The following is a 26320-nucleotide window of genomic DNA, read 5'->3' on the forward strand; positions in this document are numbered from 1 at the left end:
CCGCGTTATGCGGGAAGTATCAGGACGGCAGATGCCCCAGCGGCAGCGCGCCAGGCGTCTTCACCGTGTGAATCGCAAAATTGCTGCGGATGTCGCTCACCCCCGGCAACTTCAACAGGCAGCCGGTGAGAAAACGGTCATAGGCGCGCAGATCCGGCACCACCACTTGCAGCAGAAAGTCCGATTCCCCGGACACCAGAAACGCCGAAATCACCTCCGGCAATGCGGTCACCGCCCGGTGAAACGCCTCGGCCTGTTCATCGTTGTGCCGCTCGACCTTGACCCCGACAAACACTGTCAACCCCAGCCCCACTTCATCACGATCCAGATTGGCCTGATAACCGCGGATCACCCCGGCTTCTTCGAGCATCCGTACCCGACGCAGGCACGGCGAGGCCGACAGACCGATTTCGTCGGCCAACTGCACATTGCTCAGGCGCCCGTCCCGTTGCAGCGCGGCGAGAATCTTGCGGTCAAAGGCGTCCAGTTTCATGGTTGGCAGATCCTGATGGTTTTAGCGGTGAAAGCGCGCAGATTATGCCAATTCAGTCGCCTTTAGAAGCGGACTACGCAACCACCTGCCCTGCCCTTCGGCCCTAGACTGAGGCGACCGAATCGACAACGAATGGGGTGCGACATGGCAAGTCTCTGGCTGTTTTTCCTGGCGCTGGCGGTAGTCTTTCTGTTGCCCGGCCCGGACATGATCCTGCTGCTGCAGACCGGCGCTCGCCAGGGGCGCGGTGCAGCACTGGCCACGGCGGTGGGTCTGGCCATCGCCCGAGGCTGTCATGTAGCGCTCGCGGCGTTGGGGCTGGCGGCGCTGTTCAAGGCGGCACCGTGGACGTTCGATGCTGTGCGGATCGCCGGGGCGGCGTATTTGCTGTGGATCGGCATTCAGTGCCTGCGCACCACGCTGCTGCCGGATCTGAACGCCAGCACCGAGACGGACAGTCATGCGCAGTGGTACGCCGCCATCCGCCGCGGCCTGCTGACCAATCTGCTCAACCCGAAAGCACTGCTGTTCTGCTCGGTGCTGCTGCCGCAGTTCATCGTGGCACATGGCGCACCGGTGCTGACGCAATTCGCCGTGCTCGGTGCGATGCTGGTGGGCGCAGGTCTGCTGTTCGACAGCGCCTACGCCCTGACCGGCGCCGCGCTGGGCCGCTGGCTGAAACACAGCCCGACGGCCCAACGGGTGCAGCAGTGGTTGTTCGGCAGCTTGTTGATCGGCTTCGCCCTGCGCCTGACGTTCGTCCAGCAGGCTTAGGCTTTGCGGGCCTTGCGCTGGCGGCGGGTGATCAGCAGCAACGCCACCGCGCTGAAGGCCACGATCGCTCCGATCTGCACCGGCCACTTGTACGGCCGCAGTGTCGAACGCACCGAATCGGTCACCTGAGTGACGTAACGCTTGTCGGCATTTTCGAAGTCCGGGTAAGGACACTGATGGCCGAAATCCACGGCCCACGGGACGTACGGACCTTCATCGACATAGCGTTTGTACAAAGCACTCTGCTCTTCCAGGCTGCTGTTCCAGCCCGCCGCCGAACACAACACAGCAGCGAACGCCTGGCTGGTGTGCGGCAGATTATCCGCCGCACGGCTGGCCAGCGCCGTGGCGACAAAACGATAGTGATAACGCTCATCCGGTTGCGCTTCACTGGCCTTCTGACGTTGCACTTCGGCCTCGCTGACCAGCGGCCCGACTTTCAACTCGGTGTTTTCCAGGCTGTAGTTGCCGCCGAAGGTCGCGTAATCCGGGGCCATTTCGTAGCCCAGGATGTCCATGCCCCACTCACGGGCCGTCCACGCCGCATTGAACAGTGCGCTGGCACGTTTGGTCGGCCACCACGCTGAGTCGGCCTTCAGGCGTTGCTCGCCATAGAGCCGGGCCTTGTTCTGCAGATCAGCATTGTCGAAATAACCGACCGCTTCTTCGTAATGCCCCTCACGCAACAGGCGCCGACCCAGCAGATTGCGCAGGCTGGCGGCCACCGGCAACGGCACGTAATGGTCGCGCTCCTGCTGGCTCAGCGCGGGCGGTGCCGGCACGTTGGTATCGACATAGTTTTTCAACTCCTCGACCGTCAGCACTCGCTCGGCCACGGTCGCCGCGTCGAACCAGTAAATGTGCTGGCTGCGATACAACTGGTCGAAGGCCTGCAGGTACTCGCCACGTTGCAGCGCAAGAATGGCGCTTTCACCTTCGACCCGGCATTTCGGCTGCACGGTTTCGAGATTCCAGTCGGCGGTGCGCCGCTCGCCCCAGGACTCGTCCTGCGGGAACGCTTGCGCGGCCTTCGCGTAGGCCGCAGCTGCCGCATTCTTGTCGCCATCGCGCACCGCCAGTTTCGCCCGCAGCCACCACGCCAGGCCGCTGTCGCCCGCGTGTTCGAGGAACGCCTTGGCGCTGGCGTAATCGCCCTGCTGATAATTCATCGCTGCCAGACGATCAGCGTTGTCGAGGCTGCCGCGGGTACTCGCTTGCAGCGCCTTGACCAGCTTTTTCTCGTTCGGCGGCTCATCGCCGAACGACCAGCCGATCCGGCTGATCAGCGAGGCGGTCACCAGTTGCTGCACCGCTTCGCCGCGCAGCAGTTTCGTGAGCCGGTCTTCGGGCTCTTCGGCCAGTTCGTTCATCAACTGTTTGAGCGAGGTGTAACCGACGTTCGAGCCGTGCAGGTTCTGCGCGGCATAGAGCTTGATGGCGTTGTTCCAGTCACCCGCCGTGCGCAGCGCCCGCGCCTCTTCACCGAGGCTGGCCACGCCCAGCTCGAGCGGATCGCTGAAACCGTCGATGCTCAGTTGCCGCGCCTGGCGGAAGGCGTCGATGGCGTTTTCCAAGGCTTCGATCGCGTCGCCTGCTTCACTGCTCATGGCAAAGAATGACCGGCCCAGCGAATAAGCGGCCCAGGTGCTGCGCAACGCACGCTGATCGGCCGGCAGGGCCAGCAATTGCTGGAAGTATTCGACCGCCAGTTGATGGTCACCGGCGCCGAACGCCACGGCGCCCGCCACATACAGACGCAGTTCCGCCGGCAGGCTCGCGCCCTGCGCTTCGACCTGACGGGCGTCGGTCAGGCTGCGCAGGTGTTTGACCAGCGCTTGCTGTTCAGGGGTCAGGCCGATCTGCTCGGCCTTCTCGCGCACCTCGGCGGGTTCTGGCGCCTCGGCATAGATGTCATCCGGATGGTGGGTGGCGGCGGTGACGTTCTTCAGCCCGGCGATGGTTTTGCCGAGGCGGCTGATCTCGAATCTGAAGTTGCCCTCCGGCATTTGCGCCAGCGATTGCCCGCGATCATCAAGCAGACGCATCGGGAAGTCCGGGCCGCAGGCCAGCGCCGAGCCCAGCGGCAGGCTGAGGCTCAGGCAAAGCAGGTGGCGGGGCCAGTTACGGGTCAACATGCGAACCTCCTTGATCAATATTTGCGCAGCGTGCCCAACCGATCGCACGCTGCCCGCCCGCCGGCAATCGGCCGTCGCGCAGGCGGGTGAAGGTAAGCAGATCCGCCGTCTGTTGCAACGCATAACCGGCGAGCGCGTCAGCGCCTTCGCAGCCCCGGGCCTTGAGGGTGATGCGGGCGGGCCAGGCGCTGTCGAGGTTACCGACGTTACGCAGGGCAATGTCTTGCAGGCCATTCTGTTCGGTAAACACCACGCCGAGCTGGCTGCTCAACGCATCGCCTCGGGCCACCGCGCGCAGCGTGTTCAGGCTCCAGGCTCTGCGGTCGCCGGCCAACGGCAGCCGAAACCAGATCAGGCCGGCCAGATGCGCCGGGCGATCCTCGCGTAACGCCTTGGCCAGTCGGCCGAGTTGTTGCGGATCGGCGAGCAGTTCGCGTCGCTGACCACCGCGCTCGAGCGGCACTTCGCTTTCCACCACCGGGGCGCCATCGACATCCGCCAACAGCGCCACGCCATAGGCCGGCAGCGCCAGATAAAACGGTTTGTCGGTCACCCGCCCCCAGGCCTTGGCCCAGCGCCGCGCCTGCTCGGGATCGAACAGACCGCGACGCGGATCGCTGACGGCGTGCACCTGCAACACACTGCTGTCGACGGTCGCCAGCAGCGCCGGCAATTGCGGGCTGTCGAGCCAGGCAGGTAACGCAGTGATGCTCAGGGGCAGGTTGGCCGGCAATACGCCGCGCAAGTGAGTGAGGAATTCGGTGTAAGCAGGCAGGCGGGCATTGCCGGCGTCATGGTCGATCTCGATGCCGGCCAGCGTGAGTCCCTGACCTTGCCAATCGGCGAGCAATTGAAGGATCTGCGCCGTGACCGCTGGCGGGTCGAGCGCCTTGAGCTGGCCGTCGAGGCGAATCACCGCAATCAACGGCCGGGCATCGCGTTTCAGCAGCGCAGAATCGACGCGTGCCCGACTCCATCCGGCATTCGGGAAGACCTGCAACGCCAAGACCCGCAACGTCGAAAAGTCGTTGCGACTGTCGTTCAGGGCGGGTTCATGGGCCGCGGTCCATTGCCGTTGCCAGACGTAAAGCTGCTGATCGAGCGGCGCTGCGTCCTGTCGCTCACAAGCACACAGCAGCAACACAGCCACCAGGGCAGACCAGCCGATGATAAAGCGCATACCTTGCAGATCCCTGAGACATCAGGCTGCAAGGTTACACAAAAGCATTCAGGGCTTGCGGGCGATGATGACCTGACTTTTCGCCACCACCGCATCCAGCGCCTGCTTGATCTGCGCGCCGCGCGGCGAGTCGAGCACCGCTTGCCAGGTCTCGGCCCAATGGTTGAGCAGCGGATGATCCGGGTTGCTGAACTCGACCTTGGCCTCCCAGAACAGCATCATCCACATCGACCAGTAAAAGCCGTACTGGCTGTGGCTGATGATCTCGAGTCCCGCTTCGCTGACCATCGCCTTGAACTGCTCCTCGCTGATGATGCGAATGTGGTTGGGCTTCTGAAAATACTCCGGCGCGGCGATGTCCTTTTGCAGGTCTTCGGAGCTGGGATGCGGCACGCTCAGCAAGTACAGCGCGCCCGACTGACCGACGCGCACCAGTTCGGCAAGGAACTGCGCCGGGTCGTCGACGTGCTCGATGACTTCAGTGGACACCACGCGAGTGGCGGTGCCATCGGCGATCGGCAGCGGATTGCAGTCGGTCACATGGCATTCGACGCCACGCGCCGGCGTATCGCTCAGGCGCTGACGAGTGGCTTCGACCTTGGCACCGTCGATGTCGGCGATGATGATCTTCGCCCCGCGCATGCCGCAGAAATGCACGTTGCCACCGTCGCCGCAGCCAACGTCGAGCAAGGTGTCATCGGCGGTCACCGGGAAGCCTTTGAACAACTCACCGGTTTCCTGGTTGAACCAGCCGCTGAGCATCGCGTCGTGCAGGCCGAGCATGTAAGGGTCCACCTTGTCGGCGACCGGTGCGACAGCTTGTGCGGGGGCCGGAGCCGCCGTGAGTTTTTTCAAAAGGCTCAGCATGAGGTGGCTCCAGAGGACGAGACGACAGTTCGCGAGGTGCCGAGGCGTTTCACCAGAGCGGCGCCTCGATTGCGCATGGGCATTTCAATCAAACGGTAATTGAGTTCGCTGAGCAGCACGATCAGGCCACCGGCAATCAGCAGCGTCACGATCGGATGCCCCGCCGGGCTCGGCAGACCGGCGCTTTGCAAACGGAAGATCAGCTCTCGCACCAGTTGATAGGCCGGGATGTGGATCAGGTAAATGCCGTAGGAGCGGCTGCCGATCCAGGCCATCAGTCGTTGCAGACCACCGGCCGGCAGCAGGTAGTCGCGGTTGTACGAAGCGATCCATACCAGCACGGCACTGAGCACGGCGATGGACCCGATGCGGTAAGCGGCAAAGGTGAATCGGTCGGTGGCCATGAAGCTCAGCAACGCGCCGAGCCCGACCAGCGCCAACAATCCGGCCCATGGCCGACGCAGGAATACCGGCTCCCAGCGGCGATAACCCGGTTGCACGCTGCACATGGCCAACAGCACACCCAGCGCCAGCGCATCGGTGCGAATCACCATCAGCAGCGGCGTGCGTACCGTAAACAGCTGCACCGCCACCAGCGCCAGCAATGCCCACACCAGATGCTTGCGGCACAGCAGGATCAACAACGGGAACAACAGGTAGAACTGCTCCTCCAGTGCCAGACTCCAGTAGACGAAACTGCTGCCGTATTCGTAATGAAAGAACGCATCGGCAAAGCGGAAGTTGGCGTACTGCAGCACCCCGGCCAACGTGGCCTGGACGTTGGCGGACCAGGTGCCGAACGCGCCTGATCGATTCAGAAACACGCACGCCAGCAGCATCAGCGCCAGCCACAGCCAGGCCGACGGCAACAGACGAAACGCCCGGCGCAGCCAGAAATTGCGCGTCTGCTCCCAGTATTCCTGGCGATTGCTGCAACCGCGCAGCGCCGGGATCAGGCTGCGGGCGATGACAAAACCCGAGATCGCAAAAAACAGGTCAACGCCCCACCACGGCTGCGCCCAGGCATGGATCCTTTCAAGCAGCGGCACCGGGTCGGTGAACAGACTTCCCTGCAAGTGATGAAACAGTACGCCGAGTACCGCGATAGCTCGCAGCACTTCGATGTCCATGATGCGTTTCCCGCTCATGACACAGGTCCTGCATCGAGCGGTTTGCGGGCAATGATCACCTGACTCTTGGGCATGAACCGGTCGAGCATCTGCTTGATCGCCAGGCCATCGGGCTGCGCCAGCAAGTCCTGCCAGGTCCTGGCCCAGCTCTCCATCAACGGTGGATACGGCGCCTGGATCCGGTCGCGCACGGCACCGCCGAGGTCACGTCCGGCAGCCCGTTCGCTGGCCCAGAAAAAGATCATGCCCATGACCCAGAAAAACCCCGTGGCCTGGCGATGCTCGATCACCAGACCGGCCTCCTCCACCAGCGCCGCGAAGCGTTCCGGGGTAAAGATCTGCACATGGTTGGGTGACTGGTAATAACTCGCCGGGGCGATGCCCTGCTGCAAATGCTCCCCCACCGGTGCCGGCACGCTGAGCAGGTACAACGCACCGGGCCGTCCCATGCGCACCAGTTCGGCCATGAACGGCTCGGGCTGGTCGATGTGTTCCAGCACCTCCATGCACACGACCTTGCTCGCACAGCCATCGCTCAGCGGTAGTGGCAGGCTGTTGCTGACCAGACCGAGACTGGCCTTGCGGCTCTGCGCGTCGACTTGCCGGGCGAGGTCGCGCACCTTGTCGTGTTCGCTGTCGGTGAAGATCACCGAGGCGCCCTGGCGTACGGCGAACAATGTCGCCACACCCTCACCGCAACCCACGTCGAGCAGGGTGTCGTGCGCGTCAATGGCAAAGCCCTTGAGCAACTCGCCACTGTCGCCGTGAAACCAGCCGTCGAGCATGGCGTCGTGCAGACCGACGTCCCGCGGCGACACGCTGGCAGCCAGCGGCTCTGGCGCAGCAACCGGCAATGAGACGGGCACTGATTGCGCAACCGGACGCCAGCGCTTCAGCCATTCGCGGATCATGCGTCTGTGGCTTCCGTTGCAGTCACAGTGCGCAGCTCGTGCACTTGAGCAAGAAAATCGCGCAAACGCTGTTCGGCCACGGCTTGGCAGCAGAACGCCTGCAGGCTGGCAACGGCCTGCGCCGACATCTGCGCATAGCGCCGGGGATCGTTCTTCGCCACCTCATAGCTGTTGCGATAGGCCACACAGACCGACGCCCAGTTGGTCATATAGCGCAACGTGCGGAACGCCTTGCGCGGATCGTGAGGCCAGGCGGTGAGTTCATCGGTGGACTCCACCACGAATGCGTTATCGGTGCTCAGGTAATCGATCATCGCCGTGGTCCGCGGCGCCACGGCCGGCTTGCCGCAGGACATGAACTCCATCAGCGGCAGACACTGGCCCTCGCCGTAGGACGTGTTGACCACATACCGGGTGGCCTGCACCAGCCGCTCGTAGTCCGCATCTGCGAGGTAGCCGTAAATCAGCACGATGCGACAGCGGTAGGACTGGTTCTTGTACAGGTGATGAAGAATGTCGCTGAGCGCCTCTTCGGCATCGTGGTGCGTGAGCTTGAGCACCAGCGTCGCGTCTTCGACATCGCGAAACGTCACGCAGAAGGCGCTGAGCATGTCTTCCCAGTTCTTGCGTCCGTCACCTGGATTGAATACCGAGGTGTAGACGACACCGTCCAGCAGCAACGCCTGCTCGCGCACCGGTGCCCGGAAATCGATACCCTGGCCACGGCGCAGGTGCTTCGGGCCGAACGCATTGAGATTGAGCTGACGACTGTCGGCGACCAGCCCCTTGATCGTCAGGCGCACCGGCCCTGTCGAGGGTTGGCCCTGTAGTTGCGCGCCACGGGCCGCAAAGCGATCCCACACCGGCGCCGGGACCGCGACGATCGGGTAGTCGGCGCCCATGGCCTCGCGCACAGCATTGACCGTATAGCTGGAATGGGTGATCGCCGCGCCGCAGGCCTGGAGCACCGTGCGCCAGTCATTGCGCGGCTCGTTGTCAAAGGGTTCGTTGGGGATAGTGCTGAATTCCCAGGCGAACACCGGCAACGTCGGGCACGCCAGATGAATCGGCGTGCGGTGCGGCGGCGAAAACGACAGAAACACACAAGGTTCGCCACGGGCCAGGCATTCCAGATACAGCGCATCGACTTCGCGCGCCGGGTCGACGACTTCCACCACACGCCCAAGACGTTCGAGCACTGGCCGGTATTCCTTGAGCACGAAGTAATAGCTGTACTCCGAACGGCCCAGGTTTTGCGCGATGGTGTGCTGGTTGGTTTCCGAATGAATGATGATCAGCATGAGGCGTTGTCCGTCACAGGGGCGGCATCGGCGGCCAATGGCTCGAGACCGAAAAAGTCCGCCATGCGTCGCTGCACCGGGGCGAAAGCGCAGTAGTCGTGCATGCGTTCGACAGCGGCGGCGGACATGCGCACGTAATCCTGCGGCTGCGCCTTGGCCATCCGGTAGCTGTTTTCATAGGCGCTTTTGAGCGAAGCCCAGTCCGGCCGATAGCGCAGCGTGCGGTAAATGATCCGGGTGTCCTGAGGCCAGATCGTCAGTTCTTCGCTGGACCCGACGACGAAGGCCACCGTGTCGTCGATGTAGTCTTCCATGGCCGTGTGATCCGGGGCGATCACCGGTTTGCCGCTGGACATGAACTCCATCAACGGCAGGCACAGCCCCTCGCAGCGTGAAGCGTTGACGTAAAAACTGGCGGCCTGGTAGAGCCGCGCGTATTGCGCGTCGTCCAGATAGCCGTGCATCACCAGCACCCGGCAGGCGAACGGTGTCAGTTGCGCGAGCAGGGTCATCAGTTCGCTGTAGTAGGACGCCAGATCGTTCTGGGTGATCTTCAGCACCAGCGTCGCGTCAGGTGTTTCGCGAAAGGCCCAGCAGAAGGCGGTAACCAGATGATGCCAGTTCTTGCGGCCGTCCCTGGGGTTGAACACGGTCACGTAGATCACGCCTTCTACCGTGGTCTCGACCACCGAGGATGTGTCCGGCAGATCCAGCGGCGGTGGCTCGGCCACGGCCACCGCATGCGGAGCGGCAATGGCCGGCAGGCGTTTCTCGAGCCAGGCGTGTGTGCGATCCGACAACAGATCCTGCACACCTTCCCAGTACCAGTGATGCAGGTACTTCACCCGTTCTTCACCTGCCCCCAGCCACCACAGACGCAGATAATGGCGGGCAATGACCAGGCGGCGTTTGAACGTCAGCGGTGGCGGGCGCAGCGCTTCGATTTCAGCCAGTTGTTCGGCAGTCAGCGGCTTGGGCAACAGATCGTCGGCAGATAACGCCAGCGTGCGACTGTCGAAAATGCAGCCCTTGATCGCCAGGGTCGCGCCGGGATTGATCGGCGCACTGACATGTTGCTCACGAATGGCGGCGAAGTTTTCCCACAAGGGCGTCGGCAGCACGAGTACCGGAAAGTCCTCGCCCATGGCGCGGCGAATCGCGCGGGCGGTGTGGCTCGACAGCGTGATGGCCCGGCCCTGTCGGGCGAGCATTTGCGTCCAGTCGTGGCGCGGATCAGCGTCCCATGACTCATCGGGGATCGAATCGAATTCCCATGCGATCACGCAGATCGTCGGGCATTCAAGGTCGGTCGGGGTATTTTGCGGCGGAGTGAACGACAGGAACACGCTGGGCTCGCCGGTGGCGAGCAGCCGTCGATAGAGCGGATCGACCTCGGCGCTGGTGGACACCACATGCACCTGCCCGAGGCTTTCGAGCACCGGGCGATAGGCCTTGAGCACGAAGTAATAGCTGTATTCGGGACGCCCGAGACTCTGGCTGATGGAGCGGTCGTTGACGTCCGAGTAGAGAATGAAATTCATGGCATCTCACGGTGAAATCGCCATCCCGGCAACTTCACGCTATGACGGCCTGACATTGGATCAAGTCGGCAGGGCCGATGCTCGTCCAGTGTTCCGGGACACGTCTTCGTTCTTGTTTTATTGGTCAGATTCACCCGGTTGCACACCCACTCCGGCAGCGTTCGGGGAACCGCGACGAGGGGCATTCTAAACACATCCGTCGCGCATTCGGGAACCGCCCGGCGAGAAAAACCCGACTACGCTGACGAGAACTGACCAGTCACGATTTGCCCTGTTGAAATTGCTGCGCAATTGGCACAGATTGGCAACCAAACAACTACAACAACGACTTCACCCGTCGTCTTGTCTGGATTTTCTCTCGGTCTGACAGACATTCCCTTAAAGCCTGTGGGAAGCGGTGAAAGTTAAAGACCAAGGGGTCGCTGTTTGAAAAAAAGTCTGTTCATCACGGGCCTCAGTGGATTCGTGGGACAACACATCCAGTCACGTCTGCACAGGGAAGACGCGTCGTGGGAACTGCTGCCTGCCGCCTCACCCTACGACCTGACCAACCCGGACAGCCTCTTTGACCTGTGGCCGCAACTGCCCGATGCGGTCATTCATCTGGCCGGCCAGACCTTTGTCCCTGAAGCTTTCCGCGATCCGGCACGTACCTTCGACATCAACCTGCTCGGCACCCTGAACCTGTTGCAGGCCCTCAAGGCCCGCGGCTTCAAGGGCACGTTCCTGTATGTCAGCTCGGGCGACGTCTACGGCCAGGTCGATGAGTCCGCCCTGCCGATCACCGAACAGCAACCCCCCTGCCCACGCAATCCCTATGCGGTGAGCAAGCTGTCGGCCGAATTCCTCAGCCTGCAATGGGGATTGAGCGAGGGCTGGCCGGTGCTGGTGGCGCGCCCGTTCAATCACATTGGCACCGGGCAGAAAGAAAGCTTCGTCATCGCCAGTGCCGCGCGGCAGATCAACCGCATCAAGCAAGGCCTGCAGACGTCGCAACTGGAAGTCGGCGACATTGATGTCACCCGCGATTTCCTCGACGTCGACGACGTGGTCTCGGCCTATTTCGCGCTGCTGGAAAAAGGCACGCCGGGACAGGTCTACAACATTTGCTCGGGTCGTGAGCAAAGCATCCGCAGCCTCATCGAACAGATGGGCGACCTGGCCGAGGTCGAACTGCAACTGGTTCAGGATCCGGCGCGCATGCGCCGCGCTGATCAGCGTCGCGTCTGCGGCAGCCATCAACGGCTCGCCAGGACCACAGGCTGGGCGCCGCAAACCACTACACAACAATCCCTGCGGGCGATCCTGTCCGACTGGGAGACGCGAGTACGACAAGAATGACAAAAAGTGCATTGATCACAGGGATCACCGGCCAGGACGGCGCCTATCTGGCCAGACTGCTGCTCGACAAGGGTTACAAGGTTCACGGCCTGGTGGCGCGACGCAGCAGCGATTCGCGCTGGCGCCTGCGCGAGATGGGCGTTGAAGCCGACATCGTCTACCTGGACGGCGACATGGCCGATGCCTGCTCGGTGCAGCGCGCGGTGATCAAATCGGCGCCGGACGAGGTGTACAACCTGGCGGCCCAGAGCTTCGTCGCCGCCTCCTGGGATCAACCGGTGACCACCGGCATCGTCGATGGCCTGGGCGTGACTCACCTGCTCGAAGCGATCCGTCAGTTCAGCCCGCACACCCGTTTCTATCAGGCGTCCACCAGTGAGATGTTCGGTCTGATCCAGGCCGAGCAACAGGACGAGAACACCCCGTTCTATCCGCGCAGCCCTTACGGCGTGGCCAAACTCTATGGCCACTGGATCACCGTCAACTACCGCGAAAGCTTCAATCTGCACGCCAGCAGCGGCATTCTGTTCAATCACGAGTCACCGCTGCGCGGCATCGAATTCGTGACCCGCAAGGTCACCGACGCGGCCGCCCGGATCAAGCAGGGCAAACAGCAGGAGCTGGCCCTGGGCAACATCGACGCCAAGCGCGACTGGGGCTTTGCCGGTGACTACGTCGAAGCCATGTGGCTGATGCTGCAACAGGACAAGCCCGACGACTTCGTGGTTGCCACCGGCGTCACCACCACCGTGCGCGAGATGTGCCGTATCGCCTTCGATCACGTCGGCCTCAATTACCGGGATTACGTGAAGATCGACCCGGCATTCTTCCGCCCGGCGGAAGTCGAAGTGCTGCTCGGCAACCCGGCCAAGGCCCAGCGCGTGCTCGGCTGGAAACCCAGGACCGATCTCGACACCCTGATCCGCATGATGATGGATGCGGACATGAAACGCGTCGCCAAGGAGTAGGCCATGCTGATCCCCGTGATTCTGTCCGGCGGTGCCGGCACCCGTTTGTGGCCGGTGTCCCGCGAGGGCCATCCCAAGCCGTTCATGACCCTGCCCGACGGCCAGTCACTGCTGGGCAAGACCTACCGGCGCGCCGCTGCGCTGCTGGACGGCTGGGGCGACATTGTCACGGTGACCAACCGCGAGTACTACTTCCAGAGCAAGGATCACTATCAGGCCGCACATCTGTCACGGCATCGCGGGCATTTCCTGCTCGAGCCCACCGGACGCAACACCGCACCGGCCATCGCGGCGGCCGCTCTGTCGCTGCAAGCGCTGCACGGTGATGCCGCGATCATGGTGGTGATGCCCGCCGACCATTTGATCGTCAATGAAGAGGCGCTCAAAAGCGCGGTCGAACACGCGGTCAATCTGGCGAAGGACGGTTATCTGGTGACCTTCGGCGTGGTGCCGACCGCCCCGGAAACCGGCTTCGGCTACATCGAGACCGGCGCCCCGCTGAATGATCGGGGCGCAGCCAAGGTCCAGCGTTTCGTGGAAAAGCCCGATCTGCAAACCGCTACCCATTATCTGGAGAGCGGCAATTTCCTGTGGAATTCGGGGATGTTCTGTTTCTCCACCGCAACGGTGATTGCCGAACTGGCGCTGCACGCCCCCGAGCTGCTGGAACAGGCGCGCGCCTGCATGGCCGCCAGCGAACCGGTGGAAACCGCCGGTTGCCTGCAACAGGAATTGTCCGCGCAGCTGTTCGCCGAAATCACCGACATCTCCATCGACTACGCACTGATGGAGCGCTCGGAAAAAGTTGTGGTGGTGCCCGCCGGTTTCGACTGGAGCGATATCGGTTCGTGGGGCGCGGTGGCCGCGCTGGTGCCGGCCGACGCCGATAACAACCGTGCCAGCGGCGAGGCGATCTTCATCGACAGCCGCAACAACTTCGTTCAAAGCGAAGGCCGGCTGGTGGCCGCAGTAGGCGTTGAAGACCTGATCGTCATCGACACCGCCGACGCGGTGCTGGTAGCCCACGCCGACCGTGCGCAGGATGTGCGGCGCGTGGCCAGGCAACTCAAGGACAAATCCCACGAAGCCTATCGCCTGCATCGTACGGTCAGCCGTCCGTGGGGCACCTACACCGTGCTCGAGGAAGGCCCGCGCTTCAAGATCAAGCGCATCGTGGTCAAGCCCGGCGGCAAGCTGTCGTTGCAGATGCACCATCACCGCAATGAACACTGGGTGGTGGTCGAAGGCATGGCCAAGGTCACCAACAACGGCAGCGGCACGACCCTGGTGGCGAAGAACGAATCGACGTTCATCGCCGCCGGTCACAAGCACCGTCTGGAAAACCCCGGCGTGATCGACCTGGTGATCATCGAAGTGCAAAGTGGCGAATACCTGGGAGAGGACGACATCGTCCGCTTCGAAGACCTATACGGCAGGACGGTGTGAATGCTGCTTTCCCTGTACCGCTCGCTGCACGACTACCGGGGTTTCATCCTCGGTAGCGTCAAGCGGGAGTTCCAAGCGCGGTATCGCAATTCGCTGTTCGGCGCGCTGTGGACGGTACTCAACCCGCTGTCGATGATCGTCGTGTACACGGTGATCTTTTCCCACATCATGCGCGCCCGTCTGCCCGGCGTGGACGACGGCATGGCCTACAGCGTCTACCTGTGCGCCGGGCTGCTGACCTGGGGCCTGTTCTCGGAAATCACCCTGCGCAGCCAGAACATGTTTCTGGAAAACGCCAACCTGCTGAAGAAAATCAGCTTCCCGCGCCTCTGTCTGCCAGTGATCGTGCTGCTCAATGCCGGAATCAACTTCGCGATCATCATCGGCCTGTTCCTCGGGTTTCTGTTGATCAGCGGACGCTGGCCGGGCATGGCCCTGTTGGCACTGTTGCCGCTGCTGGCGCTGCAAGTGCTGTTCTGCGCCGGACTGGGGATGATCCTCGGCGTGCTCAACGTGTTCTTTCGCGATGTCGGGCAATTGTTCGCCATCTGCCTGCAATTCTGGTTCTGGCTGACGCCGATCGTGTACCCACTGAGCATCCTGCCCGAGTGGGTGCAGCGTCTGCTGCAACTCAATCCGCTGACCAACCTGATCGGCAGCTACCAGAACCTGTTTCTCTACGGTCAGTGGCCGGTGTGGAGTTCGCTGCTGCCGATCTTCGTGATCGGCCTGTTGTTGTGCGCAGTCGGCCTGCGTCTGTTTCGCCGGCGGGTCGGCGAAATGGTGGATGAACTCTGATGGGGCACATACGCGTCACAGGCCTGGGCAAGGCTTACAAGCAGTACCCCACCCGCTGGAGCCGCCTGGCCGAATGGCTGATCCCGTTTTCGCCGATGCGCCATCGCCAGCACTGGGTGCTGCAGGACGTGAATTTCGAGATCGCCCCCGGTGAAGCGGTGGGCATTGTCGGGGTCAACGGCGCCGGCAAAAGCACCCTGCTGAAAATGATCACCGGCACCACTCAACCGACCTGCGGCCAGATCCAACTCGAGGGCCGGGTCGCGGCGTTGCTGGAACTGGGCATGGGCTTTCACCCGGACTTCACCGGCCGACAGAACGCATTCATGGCCGGGCAACTGCTGGGCATGCAGGTCGAGGACATCGAAGCACTGATGCCGGACATCGAACGCTTCGCGGAAATCGGCGAGGCCATCGATCACCCGGTACGCACCTACTCCAGCGGCATGCAGATGCGCCTGGCCTTCAGCGTCGCCACTGCGCGCCGCCCGGACATTCTGATCGTCGACGAAGCGCTGTCGGTGGGCGATGCCTACTTCCAGCACAAGAGCTTCGACCGCATCCGCAGCTTCCGCAAGGCCGGCACCACGCTGTTGATCGTGTCCCACGACCGCTCCGCGATCCAGTCGATCTGCGACTCGGCGATCCTGCTCGAAGGCGGCCACATGGTGATGCACGACAAGCCCGAAGCGGTCATGGATTACTACAACGCCCTGCTCGCCGAACGCGAAGGCCAGACCGTGCGCCAGGAACTGCTCGACGGCGGCCAGGTGCGCACCGTGTCCGGCACCGGCGAGGCCGGGATCCTCAGCGTACGCCTGCTCGATGAGCGCGAACGCTCCATCGACGCCGCCGAAGTCGGTCAGCCGGTGACACTGGAAGTCGAGGTGGAGATTCGTCAGGACATCGAACGGCTGGTGCTCGGCTTCATGATCAAGGATCGCCTGGGCCAGGCCATGTACGGCATCAATACCCATCGCCAGAACCAGGCGCTGGAAGACCTGCGTGCGGGTGAACGCATCACCTATCGCTTTGCGTTCGTCATGGGTTTGGGCAAGGGCAATTACTCCGTGGCCCTGAGTCTGTCGCGACTGGACTCGCACCTGGACCGCAACTTCGAATGGCGTGACTACGGCCTGGTGTTCCACGTGATCAACAACCGTCAGGAAGATTTCGTCGGCTGTTCCTGGCTGGGCGCCAGCACCTCGATCACCCGCCACGCGGACAGCCTCGCGGAGCGTGCGCCATGACCCGCCTGCTGGTCGAATGCACCCACGTGTTCAAACACCCGAAGGTCAATTCGGGGATTCAGCGGGTGGTGCGCAACGTCATCAAACAGCTTCCGCCAAGTGCTGAAGGGGTCGAATGCGTGCCGGTGGTTCTGCTCAAGGGCCAGCTATACCGCGTGACACGTCTGGCGCCGCTGGATTCGCCGCTGTTCAATGCCATCGTCACGTTTGGCGAACGCCTGGAACGGCTGGCTCATCGTTTCTGGCAGCTGCATCAACGGCTGGACACTCGTTGCCGTACTAAACTGGCACGACGCGTGTTGTACGTCGGCTATCGCCTGACCTCGTTCGGTGCATTCGGGCTACCGCTGCGGCTGGTCGAGCAGGTCAATCGCTATCAATTGCCTCAACGCTGCGCGCCGCTGCAACACCAAGCGGGCGATCATCTGGTGCTGCTGGATTCGTCCTGGCATTCGGACTTTTTCCTGCATGCCGAGCGCCTCAAACAGGAAGGCCTGGGCATCGTTGCGGTGATCTACGACCTGATTCCCCTGTCCCACCCGCAGTTTTACGACACGCGGCTGGTCCAGGTGTACAGCGAGTGGTTCGACTGGATCGCCCGTCATGCCGACGGCTTCATGGCCATTTCCGCCACGGTGCGCGATCAGCTGCGTGCAGAACTGCAACGTCGTCTCGGATCGACCCAGGCTGACAAACGCTGGTTCGACTACTTTCATCTCGGCTCGGAGCTGGATCTGCAAAGCGTCGAAGCCACCGTCGAACCGCGTTTGCTCCAGCTGTTCGCCGCACCGGAGCCGGTGTTCCTGATGGTCAGCACCATCGAGCCGCGCAAGAACCACGACTACCTGCTGGATGCCTTTGATCTTGCCTGGACGAACGGCTCGAGCGCCCGGTTGTGCATTGCCGGGCGCATCGGCTGGAAGTGCGACGCGCTGCTGGCCCGGATTCGCCATCATCCGGAGCTGAACCGGCGCCTGTTCATGTTCAACGACTTGAGCGACACCAGCCTCGAACACGCCTACGCCCATGCCAGCGCGCTGGTGTTTCCGTCGTTCGTCGAAGGCTTTGGCTTGCCGCTGGTGGAAGCCATGCAGCGCGGGCTGCCGGCGATGGGCAGCGACATCCCGGTGTTTCGCGAGATCGGCGGTGAGTTCATGGCGTATTTCGATCTGCGATCGCCGCACAGCCTTGCCGATCTGGTGCAGTCCTTTGAGCGCAGCGGTCGATTCCCCGCCGCCCGCGATGTCAGCGACTGGCAATGGATCGGCTGGCGTGAGGCCAGCGCGCAACTGGCCGAGCGTACCGCGCGCCATGTGCTGGAGGCGCCTCAGGTGCCAGCGAGGCAACATGCGCATAGCCCTTAACGCCCGAATCCTCCAGGCGCCGCGCACCGGCATCGGCCATTACGTGGCTGAGCTGGTGAACGCCCTGCAATCGGAAACTGATATCGAGTTGGCGCTGTTCCACGGCTGGGGCTGGAGCTCGCAACTGCCGGAAGCGGCGGTGCCCGGTTATTCGCGCCTGACGCCGCTGTTGCGGCAGATCCCCGGCGCCTATCAGGCCCGCCGGTGGCTTGAGCAGAAGCGCTTCGATCAGGGCCCTGCGCAACCGGTCGATCTGTATCACGAACCGAGCCTGTGGCCGCTGGCCTTCGATGGCCCGACCGTGATGACCCTGCACGATCTCACGCACCTGCATTTCCCCGAGACCCAGCCGCCAGCGCGGCTGCGGGAAATCGAGCGACGGCTCGCCGATGGCGTACGCCAGGCGCGGATCATTCTGACCGACTCGCAAGCCATCGCTGACGAGGCCCGGGACTATTTCGGACTGCCTGCCGAGCGTTTCGTGGTCGCGCCGCTGGGGGTCGCCGAGCGTTTCCAGCCGCGTGAACCGCAAGACATCGATGCGGTGCTCAAGGCCCATGCGGTCGAGTATCGGGAATATTTCCTGTGCGTCGGCACACTCGAGCCGCGCAAGAACCTGAACCTGGCCCTGCGCGCCCACGCGCTGTTACCGGATCGGGTGCGCCAGCGTTTCCCGCTGTTGATCGTCGGCATGGCCGGCTGGCAGCGCGACCAGTTCAGTGATGAATTGCGCCAGGCACTGGCTTGCGGGCACCTGTGCCTGCTCGGCTACTTGCCCGATGAGCAAGTCGCGCAATTGCTGGCCGGTGCCCGGGCGCTGATTTTTCCGTCGCTGTATGAAGGTTTCGGCCTGCCGGTGCTGGAGGCGATGGCCAGCGGCACGCCGGTGGTGCTCACCCGCTCTTCGGCCATGCCGGAAGTGGCGGGAAACGCCGGCAACTATATTGAAGCTGACGATGCAGGCGGTTTGCATGATGCGATGAGCCGACTGATCGATGATCAAGCGCACTGGCAGGCATGCCGGGAAGCCGGATTGCAGCAGGCACGGCTTTTTTCCTGGAAGCGTTGCGCGCAGGCCACGGCCGGCGCCTACCACCAGGCCATGGGAGGTTGAATGCGAGTTCTTCATTTCTTCAAGACGTACCTGCCTGACTCGGTCGGCGGTATCGAGCAAGTGATCTTTCAACTCTGCGAGAGTGGCGCCCCGCACGGCATCGACGGCCAGGTGTTGACCCTCAGCGCCAATCCCGAGCCTGCGGTGGTGCGTCTCGGCCAGCATGAGGTGCATCGGGCGAAACTGGATATCCAGTTCGCCTCTACGGGGTTTTCCTGGAGCGTGTTCAAGCAATTTCGCGAACTGGCCGCCGAAGCCGACGTCATCAACTACCACTTCCCGTGGCCATTCATGGATCTGGTGCATTTCGCCAGCGGTGTGAACAAACCGACGGTGGTGACGTACCACTCGGACATCATTCGCCAGAAGCACCTGCTCAAACTCTATCGCCCGCTGATGAACCGCTTTCTCGCCAGCGCCGACCGGATCGTCGCGGCTTCGCCGAACTATCTGCACACCAGCGACGTGTTGCAGCAGTTCCAGGACAAGACCCGGGTCATCCCCTATGGCTTGAACAAGGCCGGTTATCCACAGCCTGACGTCGAGCGCATGAATCGCTGGCGGCAGCAGCTTGGGGACAAGTTTTTCCTGTTCGTCGGGGTGATGCGCTATTACAAAGGCTTGCACATCCTGCTCGAAGCCTTGAAAGACGTGGACTATCCGGTGGTGATCGTCGGCGCCGGCCCGCTGGAGCGGGAACTGCACGCCCAGGCCGCGGCGCTGGGCCTGCGTAACATTCATTTCCTCGGGCGGCTGAGCGATGAAGACAAGGTCGCCCTGCTGCAACTGAGCTACGCCATCGTCTTCCCGTCGCACCTGCGCTCGGAAGCGTTCGGCATTTCGCTGCTCGAAGGCGCGATGTACGGCAAACCGATGATCTCCAGCGAAATCGGCACCGGCACCAGCTACATCAATATCCACAACGAGACGGGGCTGGTGGTGCCACCGAGTCATCCACAGGCGTTTCGCGAAGCGATGCGCACCCTGTGGGAAAACCCGGCCCGCGCCGCCGAAATGGGCCTCAAGGCTGAGGCCCGCTATCGGCAGTTATTCACAGCCGATGAAATGGGCCGCAAATGGACCGAGCTGTATCAGGAACTGCTGGAGGAAAAGGCGTTGTCCTACGCCTGATCCGTTACAGATCCAGCACCAGTGGCTCGGCACTTTGCGCCGGTACCGCGCAACAAATCAGCACTTGCCCCTCCTCCGGCACTTCCGCCGGAGGCTGTGGATAATTCACCGCGCCGCTGATCAGCCGCGTCCTGCAGGTGCCGCACGAACCCCCTCGGCAACTGAATTCCGGACGCAGGCCGCGACTTTCCGCCAGCTCCAGCAAACTGCCACCCTCGGGCTGCCAGCGCGCTTCCTTGGCCGAACGCTCGAACACTACCGGTACCGACGTGGTCGCAGCCGGCGGTTGTTCGATCACGACCGCGTCCGGATCGGCTTGGCGCTTGAGGGTCGAAGGGCCGAAGGTTTCCGCGTGGATCTGCCCATCCCGCACATCCCGTTCTCGCAAGGTGTCGTAAATACCTTGGGTAAACCCGCCGGGACCGCAGAGCACAAAATCGACCTGATCAAAGTCCTCATCGGTCAGCAGATTGCGCAACAGATCGCCATCGATGCGGCCACGCAGGTCGAAGTCCTTTCCTTCGATCAGATCGTCCTCCGGCTGGCTGAGCACCCGCAACACCTTCACCGCATCACCGGCCTCCTCCAGCAACCGATCCACCTCTGCGCGGAACGGCTGGTCGGCGAGGCTGCGGGAACTCTGAACAAACAAGGTCGGACGAATCCGTCGGGTCCGCAGGCCCTGATACACCACCTCACGCAGCATCGACAGCAACGGCGTAATGCCGACCCCGGCCGCCAACAACACCAATGGACGGCGCTCCAGCGCCGCTACGGTGAAATGCCCCTGGGGCAAGCGCGCCTCCAGCACATCGCCCACGCGAATCTGCTCGTGCAGGTGCGTCGACACCCGTCCTTCGCGTTTGACGCTGATCCGGAAAAAATCATCCGATGGCGCGCCCGACAGGCTGTAGGTGCGGATGTGCACCTCGCCATCGAGGGTGAAACGCAACGGCAGATGCTGCCCGGCGAGAAACACCGGCAATCCCGCCCCATCATCCGGCTCCAGATAGATCGACCGTATATGACGGCTTTCCATTTCGATCCTGGCCACCCGCAATGGCCGCCAGCTGTCACCCAATGCCTTGGCCTGCAACCGTGCATCGGCCTGGGCCCAGTTACCGGTCAGCAGGCTGGTGGGTGACATGCCGTCAAAGCGCCAGCGCAGAGCCAGCGCTGCCGGACGCCGCACCAGTTTCTCAACCTCGAATGTCCACAGGCGCTCGGCGCCCTGGAAAGCCTCGATCTGTGGACCTTCGAGAATGATCTCGGTGCGGCCGCTGAGCTGCAACACATCGCCTGTGGAAAAGTCGATGAACAGCAATCCGGCCAAAGGATTGATGAGCAGATTGCCGAGCGTGTTGAAGTGCAGGTTGCCGGCAAAATCCGGGATCGTCAGGCGATTGCCCTCGATCCGCACAAAACCGGGCTGACCGCCGCGGTGCGAAACATCCACCGAACGCTCGCCGTCGACATCGACGTAACTGGCGACAAAGAAGGTGTCGGCGCTTTCGATCAGCGCAATGGCGGCGGCATCGAGGCTGTCACGGTGTTCGGCTTTGCGGGTCTGCGGATCCGTCAGCGGCACCCGCTGAAACTGACGCAATTGAATGTATTGCGGGCAGTTGCCGAACGACTGATCCACCGTCAGCCCGAAGCCGTTCGCGTCGAGATTATCGATGTGGCCATTGAGCCGATTGCGCCGACGGGTGTGCAGCTCGATGCCAAGCAGACCGATCGCGGCGCCAGCCTGTAACTGTGCAGGATCATCAGCAGCCGGCAGGCTTGCGAACTGCAGTTGCGTCGGCTCGGGAGAGTGAGCAAAGCCCGGCTCTCCCTCCAGCACACTGGCCCAGGGCCGACCTTCGGCATCCACCGCGCCGTACAGCATGAAAGGCAATTGCTGATAGAACTGGCGGTGTTGATCCGGCATCCAGGTGCGAATCACCTTACGGCCGAATTCCTCCATGCGCTCGGCAACGCCGACATGGGCCTGCAACTGTTGCTCGCCAGCGTGCCACGGTGAACGTTCCATCACGGTCTCTCCCCTGCGCCGCCGGCGCAGATTGAATGTCAGACGGTGGTTTGCAGGCCGGCAACGGTGCGCGGCATGCCGACAAAACCGGGCAGCGCCTCGATGCGCGAGAGCCAGGCGCGAACGTTAGCGTAGTCATCCAGCGACACATTGCCTTCCGGCGCATGGGCGATGTAACTGTAGGCCGAGACGTCGGCGATGGTCGGTTCGCGACCCACCAGGTAAGGAGTTTTTCCCAGTTCCAGGTCCATTACCTTGAGAAAATTGTGCGCACGGGTGATGACTTCCTCGGCGTTGAACTTCGCCCCGAACACCGTGATCAGGCGGGCGGCGGCAGGACCGAAAGCAATCGGCCCGGCGGCTGCCGACAACCAGCGCTGCACCTGCGCGGCGCCGACCGGATCGCTTGGCAGCCAGCGGCCATTGCCGTATTTCTGTGCCAGATAAACGAGAATCGCGTTGGAATCGGCCAGTACCACGCCATTGTCATCAATGGCCGGAACCTGGCCAAAGCTGTTGATGGCCAGGTACGGCGCCTGTTTATGCTCACCCTTGGCCAGATCGACGAAGATCAGCTCGGTCGGCAGTTGTAACAGTGACAACATCAGTTCGACGCGATGGGCGTGGCCGGAACGCGGGAAGTTGTAGAGTTTGATCGCTTGCATGGTCGACTCCGCTGGATGATGGCGCCGTTCAGGATGGACGGTGGCCGTGGGAGCCATATTCCCCTCATCGCGAAAACAACAGAATCACCAGCAAATGCAATCCATTATTTCTCTGGATGAAATAAAGCGGCATCTTTCAAGGCAGTATGCTCACGCAACGCTGTGACCATGAAGTCGACAAAACTACGCACACGCGCCGGCGCCTTGCGCCCGCCCTGATACACCACGTGGATCGGCAGTGCAGGCAGTTCGAACTCGGCGAGGACGATTTCCAGTTCGCCGGAAGCGACCTTGCTGGCCACCTGATAAGACAGCACCCGGGTCAGACCCAGGCCCAGCGACGCCGCTGTGATCGCAGCCTGATTGGCCGTGACCACCAGGCGCGGCTCCGGTTTTACCCCGATGAGTTCACCGTGCTCCATGAATGGCCAACTGCGCTGCTGGCCGATGGCCGAAGTCGCCACCACCGGCGCCCCGGCCAATGCCTGTGGATGGGTAGGCCGACCATGAACCGCGAAGTATTCCGGCGAGCCGCAAATCACCCGTCGTACCTCACCGACCCGGATCGCATGCTGATTGCTGTCCGGCAACTCGCCAATACGCACCGCGACGTCGATGCCCTCCTCGACCATGCTGACCACTCGATCAAGCAACAGGGCGTTGATGGAAACATCCGGATATTGCGTCAGATAACGCGCCATTACCGGCGTGACAAACAGTTCGCCGAATAAAACAGGCGCCGTCACCGTTAACTGCCCACGGGGCTGAGTATGACTCCCGGCAGCGGAATCCTCCGCTTCCTGCACTTCGGCGAGAATTCTCCGACAGTCTTCCAGATAACGCAGACCCGCTTCGCTCAAATGCACGCTGCGGGTGGTACGGATCAACAACTGCGTGCCGATCCGCTGCTCCAGCGCCGCCACCGCCCGGGTCACGCTGGCTGCCGACAGACCCAAGCGCCGCGCGGCCGCGGAAAAGCCCTGTTCCTGGGCAACGATGGCGAAAACCTGCATTTCCTGGAAGCGATCCATGGTGCCCTCGATCCGGATAAAAAAATCGCAGCCGGAGCTGCGATTTTATGGGGTCATCAACTGTGGATAACTTATTCCACCGTCACCGACTTCGCCAGGTTGCGCGGCTGATCCACGTCGGTGCCCTTGAGCACGGCGACGTAGTACGACAGCAATTGCAGCGGAATGGTGTAGAGGATCGGCGACAGGATGTCGTGGATGTGCGGCATCTGCACCACGTGGGTGCCTTCGCCGTTGGTCATCCCGGCCTTTTCGTCGGCGAACACGATCAGTTCACCACCGCGGGCGCGGACTTCCTGCAGGTTGGACTTGAGCTTCTCAAGAAGCTCGTTATTCGGTGCAACGGTGACCACCGGCATGTCGTTATCCACAAGCGCCAGCGGCCCGTGTTTCAATTCGCCGGCCGGGTAAGCTTCGGCGTGGATATAAGAGATTTCCTTGAGTTTCAGGGCCCCTTCCATCGCCACCGGGAATTGCGCGCCACGGCCCAGGAACAGGGTGTGGTTCTTCTCGGCGAACAGCTCTGCGATTTTTTCCACGGTGCTGTCCATCGCCAGGGCTTCGCCCAGACGGGTTGGCAAGCGGCGCAGTTCTTCGACCAGCGTGGCTTCAACGCCTTCACCCAAAGTACCGCGCACCTGACCCAGAGACAGGGTCAGCAGTAGCAGACCGACCAGCTGCGTGGTGAACGCCTTGGTCGAGGCCACGCCGATTTCACGACCAGCCTGGGTCAGCAGGGTCAGGTCGGATTCGCGCACCAGCGAGCTGATGCCGACGTTGCAGATCGCCAGGCTGCCCAGGAAACCCAGTTCCTTGGCGTTGCGCAGGGCGGCCAGGGTGTCGGCGGTTTCGCCGGACTGGGAGATGGTGACGAACAGGGTGTCCGGCTGCACCACCACCTTGCGGTAGCGGAACTCGCTGGCAACCTCGACCTGGCACGGGATCCCGGCCAGCTCTTCGAGCCAGTAACGGGCAACCATGCCGGCGTGATAGCTGGTGCCACACGCCACGATCTGCACGTTGCGCACTTTGGCGAACAATTCCGCCGCTTGCGGGCCAAACGCCTGCACCAGCACCTGGTCCGCACTCAACCGACCTTCCAGGGTGCGCTGCACCACGGATGGCTGCTCGTGAATTTCCTTGAGCATGTAATGCCGGAACTCGCCTTTGTCGGCGGCTTCCGCACCGTCGGTGTACTGCACGGTCTGGCGCTCGACGGCTTTGCCGGTCACGTCCCAGATCTGCACCTTGTCACGCTGGATTTCGGCGATATCGCCCTCTTCCAGGTACATGAAGCGGTCGGTGACCTGACGCAGGGCCAGTTGGTCGGAAGCAAGGAAGTTTTCGCCCAGGCCCAGACCGATCACCAGCGGACTGCCGCTGCGAGCAGCAACCAGTCGATCCGGTTGCTGTGCGTGGATGACCGCTAGACCGTAAGCGCCATGCAGCTCCTTGACCGCAGCCTTCAGAGCGTCAGTGAGGTCGGGCAACGACTTGAGTTTTTCGGTCAGCAGATGGGCGATGACTTCGGTGTCGGTGTCCGAGGTGAACACATAACCCAGCGCCTTGAGTTGTTCGCGCAGCGCTTCGTGGTTTTCGATGATGCCGTTGTGCACGACAGCGACGTCACCGGAGATATGCGGGTGGGCATTGCGCTCGCTCGGCGCACCGTGGGTGGCCCAGCGGGTATGGGCAATACCGAGACGGCCAACCAGCGGATGTTCGGCCAGCGCCGCGTCGAGTTCGCTGACTTTGCCGACACGACGGGTGCGTTCCAGCGCGCCGTCATTGGTGTACACCGCAACACCGGCGCTGTCATAGCCCCGGTATTCCAGGCGCTTGAGGCCTTCGACCAGAATGGCGGTGATGTTACGTTCAGCTACCGCGCCGACAATTCCACACATGCTTATTTCTCCTGACTGACAGTCGCGCAAATCAAGTTGATACCGCGAGCCTGAATCTGATCGCGCGCATCAAGGGGCAGGCGATCATCGGTAATTAGGGTATGGACGCTGCTCCATGGCAGCTCCAGGTTGGGAATCTTGCGGCCAATCTTGTCGGCCTCGACCATCACGATCACTTCCCGCGCCACTTCCGCCATCACCCGGCTCAGGCCGAGCAATTCATTGAAGGTGGTGGTGCCACGCACCAGGTCGATGCCATCGGCACCGATAAACAACTGGTCGAAGTCGTAAGAGCGTAGTACCTGCTCGGCGACCTGGCCCTGAAAGGATTCCGAGTGCGGATCCCAGGTGCCACCGGTCATCAGCAGCACAGGCTCGTGTTCGAGTTCGCTCAGGGCATTGGCCACGTGCAGGGAGTTGGTCATCACCACCAGGCCCGGCTGCAGGCCAAGCTCAGGGATCATCGCGGCGGTGGTGCTGCCGCTGTCGATGATGATGCGGGCGTGCTCGCGGATGCGTGTGACGGCAGCGCGGGCAATCGCCTGTTTGTATTTGGAAACGTTAAGGCTGGTGTCTGCCACCAGCTCCTGCGGCATGGTGATCGCGCCACCATAGCGACGCAGCAGCAAGCCATGACTTTCCAGGGCGGCGAGATCCTTGCGAATCGTAACTTCCGAAGTTTCGAAGCGCTTGGCCAGTTCATCCACACTCACCTCGCCCTGCTCATTGAGCAAAGCCAGAATGTTGTGACGGCGCTGAGGTGTGTTGCGTTTCGACATGGCTGATTAAGTTTCGATTCGAAAGATAACGGAAGCAATCAAAACCTATCAACTGCAAATCGTCAAGCCGACGCCCATAAAAAAGGGTTCTTCACGGAATCCCGGGAAACATAGAAACAAGAACGCCGATTTGGTTGATGATGTTCGTGCGAGCAAACACAT

At 62.3% G+C, this 26320-nt stretch carries 22 protein-coding genes; 9 read left to right on the top strand and 13 right to left on the bottom strand.

Annotation, left to right across the window (positions count from 1 at the left end):
• Window positions 1-19: 19 nt before the first annotated feature.
• Window positions 20-493 carry an Lrp/AsnC family transcriptional regulator gene (locus ACKJSM_RS18300; protein ID WP_007954205.1) on the bottom strand — a complete coding sequence of 158 codons (474 nt, stop codon included), beginning with the start codon at window positions 491-493 and terminating at the stop codon, window positions 20-22.
• Window positions 494-637: 144 nt separating this feature from the next.
• Here ACKJSM_RS18300 and ACKJSM_RS18305 point away from each other — a divergent pair, with 144 nt between their 5' ends.
• Complete coding sequence (locus ACKJSM_RS18305) at window positions 638-1267, top strand: LysE family translocator (protein WP_410238488.1); 630 nt, start codon at window positions 638-640, stop codon at window positions 1265-1267.
• On the opposite strand, the gene ACKJSM_RS18310 is transcribed toward ACKJSM_RS18305, so the two are convergent.
• Genes ACKJSM_RS18310 through ACKJSM_RS18340 form a run of 7 tightly spaced genes read right to left on the bottom strand, consistent with a single transcriptional unit; the run spans window position 1264 to window position 10332 of the window.
• Window positions 1264-3402, bottom strand: coding sequence for a hypothetical protein (locus tag ACKJSM_RS18310; RefSeq protein WP_410238489.1), 2139 nt, complete (start codon window positions 3400-3402; stop codon window positions 1264-1266). The two genes, ACKJSM_RS18305 and ACKJSM_RS18310, sit on opposite strands and share 4 nt — an antisense overlap.
• Window positions 3389-4582 (bottom strand): DUF3142 domain-containing protein, encoded by a 1194-nt coding sequence (locus tag ACKJSM_RS18315; protein ID WP_410238490.1) that lies wholly within the window; start codon window positions 4580-4582, stop codon window positions 3389-3391. The genes ACKJSM_RS18310 and ACKJSM_RS18315 overlap by 14 nt, the downstream gene beginning before the upstream one ends.
• Window positions 4583-4630: 48 nt before the next feature.
• Window positions 4631-5449 (bottom strand): class I SAM-dependent methyltransferase, encoded by an 819-nt coding sequence (locus tag ACKJSM_RS18320; RefSeq protein WP_115079773.1) that lies wholly within the window; start codon window positions 5447-5449, stop codon window positions 4631-4633.
• Entirely contained in the window at window positions 5443-6597 is a 1155-nt protein-coding gene (locus ACKJSM_RS18325; protein ID WP_410238491.1) for an acyltransferase family protein, read from the bottom strand. The genes ACKJSM_RS18320 and ACKJSM_RS18325 overlap by 7 nt, the downstream gene beginning before the upstream one ends.
• A complete protein-coding gene (locus ACKJSM_RS18330) occupies window positions 6594-7490 on the bottom strand; it encodes a class I SAM-dependent methyltransferase (protein WP_410238492.1) in 897 nt (298 codons plus the stop codon). Before ACKJSM_RS18330 ends, ACKJSM_RS18325 begins: the two co-directional genes overlap by 4 nt.
• Window positions 7487-8791 (bottom strand): glycosyltransferase, encoded by a 1305-nt coding sequence (locus tag ACKJSM_RS18335; RefSeq protein ID WP_410238493.1) that lies wholly within the window; start codon window positions 8789-8791, stop codon window positions 7487-7489. Before ACKJSM_RS18335 ends, ACKJSM_RS18330 begins: the two co-directional genes overlap by 4 nt.
• Window positions 8785-10332 (bottom strand): glycosyltransferase, encoded by a 1548-nt coding sequence (locus tag ACKJSM_RS18340; RefSeq protein WP_410238494.1) that lies wholly within the window; start codon window positions 10330-10332, stop codon window positions 8785-8787. The genes ACKJSM_RS18335 and ACKJSM_RS18340 overlap by 7 nt, the downstream gene beginning before the upstream one ends.
• Before the next feature lie 426 nt (window positions 10333-10758).
• On the opposite strand from ACKJSM_RS18340, the gene ACKJSM_RS18345 reads away from it, so the two are divergent.
• Genes ACKJSM_RS18345 through ACKJSM_RS18380 form a run of 8 tightly spaced genes read left to right on the top strand, consistent with a single transcriptional unit; the run spans window position 10759 to window position 19744 of the window.
• Window positions 10759-11673 (top strand): GDP-mannose 4,6-dehydratase, encoded by a 915-nt coding sequence (locus ACKJSM_RS18345; RefSeq protein ID WP_410238495.1) that lies wholly within the window; start codon window positions 10759-10761, stop codon window positions 11671-11673.
• Window positions 11670-12641, top strand: a complete 972-nt coding sequence (gene gmd, locus ACKJSM_RS18350) for a GDP-mannose 4,6-dehydratase (protein WP_085747992.1) — start codon at window positions 11670-11672, stop codon at window positions 12639-12641. Before ACKJSM_RS18345 ends, gmd begins: the two co-directional genes overlap by 4 nt.
• A gap of 3 nt (window positions 12642-12644) precedes the next feature.
• On the top strand, window positions 12645-14087 hold the full coding sequence (locus ACKJSM_RS18355) for a mannose-1-phosphate guanylyltransferase/mannose-6-phosphate isomerase (RefSeq protein ID WP_410238496.1): 1443 nt from the start codon (window positions 12645-12647) through the stop codon (window positions 14085-14087).
• Window positions 14088-14885, top strand: coding sequence for an ABC transporter permease (locus tag ACKJSM_RS18360; RefSeq protein WP_410238497.1), 798 nt, complete (start codon window positions 14088-14090; stop codon window positions 14883-14885).
• Window positions 14885-16135, top strand: a complete 1251-nt coding sequence (locus ACKJSM_RS18365; RefSeq protein ID WP_410238498.1) for an ABC transporter ATP-binding protein — start codon at window positions 14885-14887, stop codon at window positions 16133-16135. The genes ACKJSM_RS18360 and ACKJSM_RS18365 overlap by 1 nt, the downstream gene beginning before the upstream one ends.
• Window positions 16132-17499 carry a glycosyltransferase family 4 protein gene (locus tag ACKJSM_RS18370; protein ID WP_410238499.1) on the top strand — a complete coding sequence of 456 codons (1368 nt, stop codon included), beginning with the start codon at window positions 16132-16134 and terminating at the stop codon, window positions 17497-17499. The genes ACKJSM_RS18365 and ACKJSM_RS18370 overlap by 4 nt, the downstream gene beginning before the upstream one ends.
• Window positions 17483-18613 (top strand): glycosyltransferase family 4 protein, encoded by a 1131-nt coding sequence (locus ACKJSM_RS18375; protein WP_410238500.1) that lies wholly within the window; start codon window positions 17483-17485, stop codon window positions 18611-18613. Before ACKJSM_RS18370 ends, ACKJSM_RS18375 begins: the two co-directional genes overlap by 17 nt.
• Window positions 18614-19744 carry a glycosyltransferase family 4 protein gene (locus ACKJSM_RS18380; RefSeq protein ID WP_236179902.1) on the top strand — a complete coding sequence of 377 codons (1131 nt, stop codon included), beginning with the start codon at window positions 18614-18616 and terminating at the stop codon, window positions 19742-19744.
• 4 nt (window positions 19745-19748) lie between these two features.
• Here the strand turns inward: ACKJSM_RS18380 and ACKJSM_RS18385 are convergent, their stop codons facing one another.
• From ACKJSM_RS18385 to ACKJSM_RS18405, 5 genes are all read right to left on the bottom strand, one after another.
• A complete protein-coding gene (locus ACKJSM_RS18385) occupies window positions 19749-21779 on the bottom strand; it encodes a pyridoxamine 5'-phosphate oxidase family protein (protein ID WP_410238501.1) in 2031 nt (676 codons plus the stop codon).
• 38 nt (window positions 21780-21817) lie between these two features.
• The gene (locus tag ACKJSM_RS18390; protein ID WP_236179906.1) at window positions 21818-22444 is read right to left on the bottom strand and encodes a glutathione S-transferase family protein; all 627 of its coding nucleotides are present in this window, start codon (window positions 22442-22444) and stop codon (window positions 21818-21820) included.
• A gap of 104 nt (window positions 22445-22548) precedes the next feature.
• Window positions 22549-23475 (bottom strand): LysR family transcriptional regulator, encoded by a 927-nt coding sequence (locus ACKJSM_RS18395; RefSeq protein ID WP_410238502.1) that lies wholly within the window; start codon window positions 23473-23475, stop codon window positions 22549-22551.
• 71 nt (window positions 23476-23546) lie between these two features.
• Window positions 23547-25379: a glutamine--fructose-6-phosphate transaminase (isomerizing) gene (glmS, locus tag ACKJSM_RS18400; RefSeq protein WP_410238503.1), complete on the bottom strand. Its 1833-nt coding sequence runs from the start codon at window positions 25377-25379 to the stop codon at window positions 23547-23549.
• Between the two features lie 2 nt (window positions 25380-25381).
• Window positions 25382-26158 carry a DeoR/GlpR family DNA-binding transcription regulator gene (locus ACKJSM_RS18405; protein WP_236179912.1) on the bottom strand — a complete coding sequence of 259 codons (777 nt, stop codon included), beginning with the start codon at window positions 26156-26158 and terminating at the stop codon, window positions 25382-25384.
• Window positions 26159-26320 lie beyond the last annotated feature (162 nt).

The sequence above is a fragment of the Pseudomonas sp. PHC1 genome, from assembly GCF_046487845.1.
GTDB lineage: Bacteria > Pseudomonadota > Gammaproteobacteria > Pseudomonadales > Pseudomonadaceae > Aquipseudomonas > Aquipseudomonas sputi.

Excerpts from the sequence above, each read along its gene's own strand:
- ACKJSM_RS18380 (WP_236179902.1), top strand. The coding sequence starts at position 18,614 with ATGCGAGTTCTTCATTTCTTCAAGACGTACCTGCCTGACTCGGTCGGC.
- ACKJSM_RS18325 (WP_410238491.1), bottom strand. The coding sequence starts at position 6,597 with ATGAGCGGGAAACGCATCATGGACATCGAAGTGCTGCGAGCTATCGCG.
- ACKJSM_RS18315 (WP_410238490.1), bottom strand. The coding sequence starts at position 4,582 with ATGCGCTTTATCATCGGCTGGTCTGCCCTGGTGGCTGTGTTGCTGCTG.
- ACKJSM_RS18355 (WP_410238496.1), top strand. The coding sequence starts at position 12,645 with ATGCTGATCCCCGTGATTCTGTCCGGCGGTGCCGGCACCCGTTTGTGG.
- ACKJSM_RS18385 (WP_410238501.1), bottom strand. The coding sequence starts at position 21,779 with ATGGAACGTTCACCGTGGCACGCTGGCGAGCAACAGTTGCAGGCCCAT.
- ACKJSM_RS18330 (WP_410238492.1), bottom strand. The coding sequence starts at position 7,490 with ATGATCCGCGAATGGCTGAAGCGCTGGCGTCCGGTTGCGCAATCAGTG.
- ACKJSM_RS18405 (WP_236179912.1), bottom strand. The coding sequence starts at position 26,158 with ATGTCGAAACGCAACACACCTCAGCGCCGTCACAACATTCTGGCTTTG.
- ACKJSM_RS18370 (WP_410238499.1), top strand. The coding sequence starts at position 16,132 with ATGACCCGCCTGCTGGTCGAATGCACCCACGTGTTCAAACACCCGAAG.
- ACKJSM_RS18335 (WP_410238493.1), bottom strand. The coding sequence starts at position 8,791 with ATGCTGATCATCATTCATTCGGAAACCAACCAGCACACCATCGCGCAA.
- ACKJSM_RS18310 (WP_410238489.1), bottom strand. The coding sequence starts at position 3,402 with ATGTTGACCCGTAACTGGCCCCGCCACCTGCTTTGCCTGAGCCTCAGC.
- gmd (WP_085747992.1), top strand. The coding sequence starts at position 11,670 with ATGACAAAAAGTGCATTGATCACAGGGATCACCGGCCAGGACGGCGCC.
- ACKJSM_RS18365 (WP_410238498.1), top strand. The coding sequence starts at position 14,885 with ATGGGGCACATACGCGTCACAGGCCTGGGCAAGGCTTACAAGCAGTAC.
- ACKJSM_RS18300 (WP_007954205.1), bottom strand. The coding sequence starts at position 493 with ATGAAACTGGACGCCTTTGACCGCAAGATTCTCGCCGCGCTGCAACGG.
- ACKJSM_RS18340 (WP_410238494.1), bottom strand. The coding sequence starts at position 10,332 with ATGAATTTCATTCTCTACTCGGACGTCAACGACCGCTCCATCAGCCAG.
- ACKJSM_RS18320 (WP_115079773.1), bottom strand. The coding sequence starts at position 5,449 with ATGCTGAGCCTTTTGAAAAAACTCACGGCGGCTCCGGCCCCCGCACAA.
- ACKJSM_RS18390 (WP_236179906.1), bottom strand. The coding sequence starts at position 22,444 with ATGCAAGCGATCAAACTCTACAACTTCCCGCGTTCCGGCCACGCCCAT.
- ACKJSM_RS18395 (WP_410238502.1), bottom strand. The coding sequence starts at position 23,475 with ATGGATCGCTTCCAGGAAATGCAGGTTTTCGCCATCGTTGCCCAGGAA.
- ACKJSM_RS18375 (WP_410238500.1), top strand. The coding sequence starts at position 17,483 with ATGCGCATAGCCCTTAACGCCCGAATCCTCCAGGCGCCGCGCACCGGC.
- ACKJSM_RS18360 (WP_410238497.1), top strand. The coding sequence starts at position 14,088 with ATGCTGCTTTCCCTGTACCGCTCGCTGCACGACTACCGGGGTTTCATC.
- glmS (WP_410238503.1), bottom strand. The coding sequence starts at position 25,379 with ATGTGTGGAATTGTCGGCGCGGTAGCTGAACGTAACATCACCGCCATT.
- ACKJSM_RS18305 (WP_410238488.1), top strand. The coding sequence starts at position 638 with ATGGCAAGTCTCTGGCTGTTTTTCCTGGCGCTGGCGGTAGTCTTTCTG.